Origin of the sequence: Candidatus Frankia alpina (genome assembly GCF_902806485.1) — a bacterium.
GTDB lineage: Bacteria > Actinomycetota > Actinomycetes > Frankiales > Frankiaceae > Frankia > Frankia alpina.
Genome location: NZ_CADCWT010000287.1, coordinates 1 through 5,287, shown reverse-complemented (window position 1 = coordinate 5,287; position 5,287 = coordinate 1). Strand labels below are relative to the sequence as shown.

The following is a 5,287-nucleotide window of genomic DNA, read 5'->3' as shown; positions in this document are numbered from 1 at the left end:
CGCTGACCGTCACCCGAGTTTCGAAAGGATCAACCTGGCGGTTTCGGAATAGCTTCACTGGCCGACCGCGCTGCGCGAAGCCGTGCGGACCGCGCCGGTGCTGGTAGCCCTGTGGTGCGACGACTATTTCGAAAGCGAGTGGTGCGGGCAGGAGTTCGGGGTCTTTCAGGAACGGATCCGCCGGGCGACCGAGCCGGGAGGGAAACCACCGGCGGGCATTATTCCGGTGCCGTGGCTGGTACGGGAGGCGGAGGTGCCCGAGGCCGCGCAGGAGCTGCACATCGCGCCGATCGAGCTAGGTCGGAAATATGACAAAATGCCTGTCCTGGATCTGATGCGACACCCGGTGGCGTTCGCGGAGTATGTGAGTCTGTTGGCCTACCGGGTCATGGATGTTGCTCGCGACCAGCTGCCTCCGTTGGCAGCCGACGCGGCCGACCGCGTGCGTTCCCCGTTCCATCCCGAGTCGTGATGTACCGCACAGAATCGGTCGCCCGGCCGTCGGCGCGTCGCGGCCCGGGAGCGGAATCCTGGGGCCGTCGAGGAAAGAATGCGGTCCGGTTGGAGCTGGTCGCTGTGGACGTGAGAGGCGTGGGTGTGACGGTGGGGCGGGCGGGCTGTCGTGGCATGCGAACCGAGGGGCATCGGTGACCCCTTTCTTCCTTGTGCATCATGCCCTCGCCGGCGGCGACGGCAGCTATGTTCGGCGTTTCGCCGACGACGTGCAGAACGGCGTCTACGAGCGGCTCGGCCACCGCGAGGAGTTCACCGGTGGGGTGGCTGGCACCGAGGCGTCCGCGGCGGGTCCACCGGGTTCGGCAGGGCAGCCGAGCCCGCAGGTGCTGTTGTGCCCGGTGCTGGTGGCGCTGTACTCCGACGTGTACTTTGTCGACTTGCAGTGCCGGCTCGAATGGTCGCTGTTCCGGGAGCGGCTGTGCTGGCACCAGCACTTCACCGGGCGCCACTCGCCGGCGCTGATCGGCGTCCCCTGGTCCATCCGGGCGGTCTCGCCCCCGGCGCCGATCCGACAGGAGGGCATGATCGACGGTGACTTCGGCGCGCAGTTCGCCGCGGGTGGCGCGTTGCGGCTGATCCGCGCCGCCCCTGCCTCGCCTTGCTACCGGCAGCTGGTCGCGTCCGTCGTCGAGTTGATCGCGCAGGCCCGAGCGGACGGGCCGCCGTCGCTGTCCGAGCGCGACGTCGAGCTGGTCCAGCTTTCCGGCCGGACCGCCTGGGCGAGCGGACCGGTCGCCCAGGGTCCGCAAGAGCCCGCACCACGTGCGGCGTTCCGTCCCGGCTGGGAACGCCGGTGGCGGATGGCCGATCCCGAGCACACCCGTCGGCCCATCCTGCGTCGGGCCGGCGTTGCGGAAAGGGGCGAAGACGATGACTGAGGCCACCCGGGGGCCGGACCCCGCCATCGAGACGCCGGCGCACATCGTCACCTTCTACTCGTTCAAGGGCGGCGCCGGGCGCACGATGGCGGTGGCGAACGTCGCCTGGCTGCTCGCGGCGGCCGGCAAGCGGGTGCTCACCGTCGACTGGGATCTGGAATCCCCCGGCCTGCACCGCTACTTCCGCCCCTTCCTGCAGAACAAGGAGCTCGACAGCAGCGACGGCGTCACCGAGATGCTGGAGAATTTCATCCGGGAGATCGAGCGCCTGCAGAACGGGCATCCGGGGCAGCCGGAGCTCGCCGGCCCGCCGGACGAGGCCGCGGTGGCAGAGATCATCTCCCGTTACAGCGACTTCCGGTACGACGTCGAGAACATCGAGTGGTCGGGTTTCCCCGCCGGGGGGCGCATCGACTTCCTCGGCCCAGGCCGGCAGACGACCAGGAATTCCGTCGTCGCGGTCGTGTTGCCCTGGACGGAGTTCTTCGACGAGGCCGACGGGCGGGCCTACGTCGCCGCGCTGCGCGAGCGTATGCGCTTCGCCGGATACGACTACGTCCTCATCGACAGCCGGACCGGCACGTCCGACGCGGCGGGCATCTGCACGCAGCTGCTGCCGGACACGGTGGTGGTCGGCTTCGCGCTGAACAACCAGTCCATCGACGGCGGCGCCGAGGTGGCGCACCAGATCCGCGACGGCGAGCGGCCCATCCGCGTCTTGCCGGTTCCGATGCGGGTGGAGGACACCGAGCAGCGTAAACAGGAGCTCCGCCGCCGGGCGGCCTTCCAGGCGTTCCGCCCGGCGCTGACCGACCTGTGCGGGGCCCCAGCCAGGAGGCGCAGCGGGCCCGGCTGATCGAGCTGGAGGTCCCTTACAAGGCCGCCTACGCCTACGAGGAGGTGCTGGCCACCTTCCTCGAGGATCCCGCGAGCCGTTCCGGGGTGCAGGCCGCCTACCGGGTGCTGGCCGGGGTGATCACCGGGGAGGGGCCGGTCGACGCCCGACCCGTTCCCGAGGAGGAGCGGCAGCGGGTGCTGTGGGCCTTCGAGCAGTACGGGCCGCCCGCCCCGCGCTCGGTGGCGGTCTTCGGCGCGCCGGAGGACCGACCCTGGGTCGACTGGCTGGTCTCCGTGCTCGGCCCGACCGGGGTACAGGTGCGCTCGGTGCCCCCGACCTCGCGGGCCGCGACGGACTTCCCCGCGGTCGACGCGCTCGTCGTCGTCGGTTCCCCGAACCTCGGCTTGGACACCCCGGGCGAGGCGGCGCTGCGCGCGGTGGTGCAGGCCCGGGGACGCGCTGGGGTGGGGCGGGCGGCGGCGAGCATCGTCCAGGTCGGCGCCACGCGGCTGGACTCGGCCTACACCGGCGCCGAGATGATCGGAGTGACGACGCTCGCCGAGCGGGAGGCGGCCGTCGAGGTCCTCGAACGCCTCGGCCTGCCCGTCCTCGGGACGGGAATCGGGGATCTCACCGCGGTCACCCCCCGCTATCCGACGCACCGCCCGCGGATCTGGACGATGCCTACGCTGTTCAACCAGCGGTTCGTCGGCCGCCACGCCCTGCTCGACGGGTTGCGCGACCGGTTGCTGCCCGGGGCGCGGGCCACCGGGCCGGCGCTGCTGCTCGGCGGCGAGGGGATAGGCCAGAGCGCGGTCGCGGCCCAGTTCGCCCATCGGTTCGACGCCGACTACGACATCGTCCACTGGATCCCGGCGGGCGACGAGACGTCCGTGCGCCGTTCCCTGGCCGGCCTCGCCGTCCTGCTGCGTCCGGACAGCAGCGTGCCGCAGGCCCAGCGGTCCCCGTCGGAGCAGCTCGAACGGGTGGCGCTGGACGCGCTTCGCCACGGCGACCCGTCGCCGCGCTGGTTGCTGGTCTACGACGGCGCGGGGCACCCGGAGACGCTGACCGGACTGCTGCCGACGGTCACGCCCAACGGGCATGTCCTGATCACCTCGTCCGCGTCGGGCTGGCGGGACCAGCCCGACGCGATCTGGGTGGACCTGTTCGAGCCCGAGGAGAGCCTGGCGTTCCTGCGCCAGTGGCTGCCAGCGGTCGACCGGGAGCGGCTGGAACTGCTGGCCGAACGGCTCGACCACCGTCCCTCCGGCCTGCGCACCGCGGTCGGCCGGCTGCGCCAGGACTGGCGCGGCGCGGAGATCGACGGCCACGCCGTCGACGCCTACCTGGCCCAAGCCGTCGGTGCCAGGGCCGAGACGATGACCTGGACGGTGTCGTTCGAGACGCTGCGATCGGCGGCCAGTCCGATGCGGCGGGCGGCGGCCCGCCTGTTGCAGCTGTGCGCCTTCCTGTCTGCGCAGGGCGTCCCGCTGGCCCTGCTGGAGTCCCCGATGATGCTGCGTCACCTGGCCGAGGAGGTCGGCGACGACATGATCGCCGATCCGACCGTGCTGCCCGAGCTGTGGGAGGAGATCCGCAAGCCGCGGCTGGCCGAGGTCGACGCCGTGCCGGAGGGGCAGGTGCGGCTGGCGGCGCGCTGGCAGCGGCTGCTCGTCGAGCGGATGTCCCCGGCCGAGCAGGAGGCGACCCGCGCGGCGGTACTCGGGATGTTCGCCGATATCGCGCTGGCCGCCCCGCGGCCCGCCGACGCGGCCAGCTGGCCGACCTACCGGCAGCTGGAGGAGCAGGTCCTGCCCGCCGGTGCGATCGACAGCCCGTCGTCCAGGGTCCGGCAGTGGCTGGTCGACCAGGTCTACGCGATGTGGCGGTCGGGGCGGCTGGAGGTCGGCCGCGACATGGCGCAGCAAGCGCTGGACCGCTGGCGGAAGCTGTTCGGTTCGGACGACCCGTTGACCCTGCGGATGGCCACCCATCTGGCGATCCTGCTGCGCGACCTCGGCCGGTTCCAGCTCGCCTACGATCTCGACACCGACACCCTCGACACCGACACCCTCGCCCGCCAGCGCCACTGGCTGGGCATCCACCACCGGCACACGCTGATCACGGCGATGAGCTACGGCGTGGACATCCGCGAGCTCGGCCGGTTCGCGATGGCGGCGGCCGAGGACAGCAGCACCCTGATCGGCCTGCGCAGGACGCTCGGCGACAACCATCTCAACACCCTCATGGCCGCCGGCAACCTCGCCCTGTCGACCTTCCTCGACGGCCGGCCCCGGCAGGCGCTCGACCTCAGCCTGGACACGCTGGGGCGGCTTCGCCTGGTCGGCGCCGCCGACACCGGCCAGTTCTGGTGGCTGCAGGCCCGCGCGGGCATCTGCCACCGCGAGCTCGGTGACCTGGAGACCGCGGAAGAAATGTTGCGGGAGGCCGCGGCGAACCTCGCCCGCATCGAGGGCGAGAACACCCATCTGACGCTGCGCTGCAACAAGCACCTCGCGGTCGCCCTACGCCTGCGCGGCAGCCCGGACACGGCCGAGCATCTCGCCGCGCAGACGCTGGCGCGCTACGTCGACGTCTACGGCGAGGCGGACCTGGGCAGCATCGCCTGCCGGCTCAGCCACGCCGGTCACCTGCACGCCCTCGGCCAGCATCACGAGGCCGTCGTCGAGGCCCAGGCATGCCTGCACGAGTACCTGCGCCTACACGGGCAGGAGCACCCGTTCACCAACCTCTGCCGGTCCAATCTGTCGATCTACCTGCGTGCCGACGGCCGCCCCGCGGAGGCGCTCGTGCTCGCCGAGCAGGGCTACCAGCTCCTCGCCGAGGAGCTCTACCTGCACCATCCGTTCACGCTGGCCGCGGGGGTGAACCTCGTCGCCGCAAGCATCGCCGTCGGCGCGATCGACGAGGCCCACCGGTTGGCCGGTGACCTGCTGGCGGAGGCCAAGCTTTCCCTGGACCGGGCGCACCCCAGGGCCCCGGGAAGATCGTTCTAGGTTGCGATCTGCTACGCGGAGTATTGGCCCCGTTG

4 protein-coding genes are annotated in these 5,287 nt (G+C 71.7%); all 4 read left to right on the top strand.

The annotated features are described in order from the left end of the window. Positions 1-97 precede the first annotated feature (97 nt). Positions 98-472 carry a hypothetical protein gene (locus G6R25_RS20985; RefSeq protein ID WP_235949309.1) on the top strand — a complete coding sequence of 125 codons (375 nt, stop codon included), beginning with the start codon at positions 98-100 and terminating at the stop codon, positions 470-472. 175 nt (positions 473-647) lie between these two features. Beyond that, positions 648-1,394 carry a hypothetical protein gene (locus tag G6R25_RS20980; protein WP_163554291.1) on the top strand — a complete coding sequence of 249 codons (747 nt, stop codon included), beginning with the start codon at positions 648-650 and terminating at the stop codon, positions 1,392-1,394. Continuing rightward, a complete protein-coding gene (locus G6R25_RS28125) occupies positions 1,387-2,250 on the top strand; it encodes a tyrosine-protein kinase family protein (RefSeq protein WP_235949306.1) in 864 nt (287 codons plus the stop codon). Before G6R25_RS20980 ends, G6R25_RS28125 begins: the two co-directional genes overlap by 8 nt. Next, the gene (gene fxsT, locus G6R25_RS20975; RefSeq protein WP_235949304.1) at positions 2,211-5,252 is read left to right on the top strand and encodes an FxSxx-COOH system tetratricopeptide repeat protein; all 3,042 of its coding nucleotides are present in this window, start codon (positions 2,211-2,213) and stop codon (positions 5,250-5,252) included. Before G6R25_RS28125 ends, fxsT begins: the two co-directional genes overlap by 40 nt. The last annotated feature ends 35 nt before the right edge of the window (positions 5,253-5,287 follow it).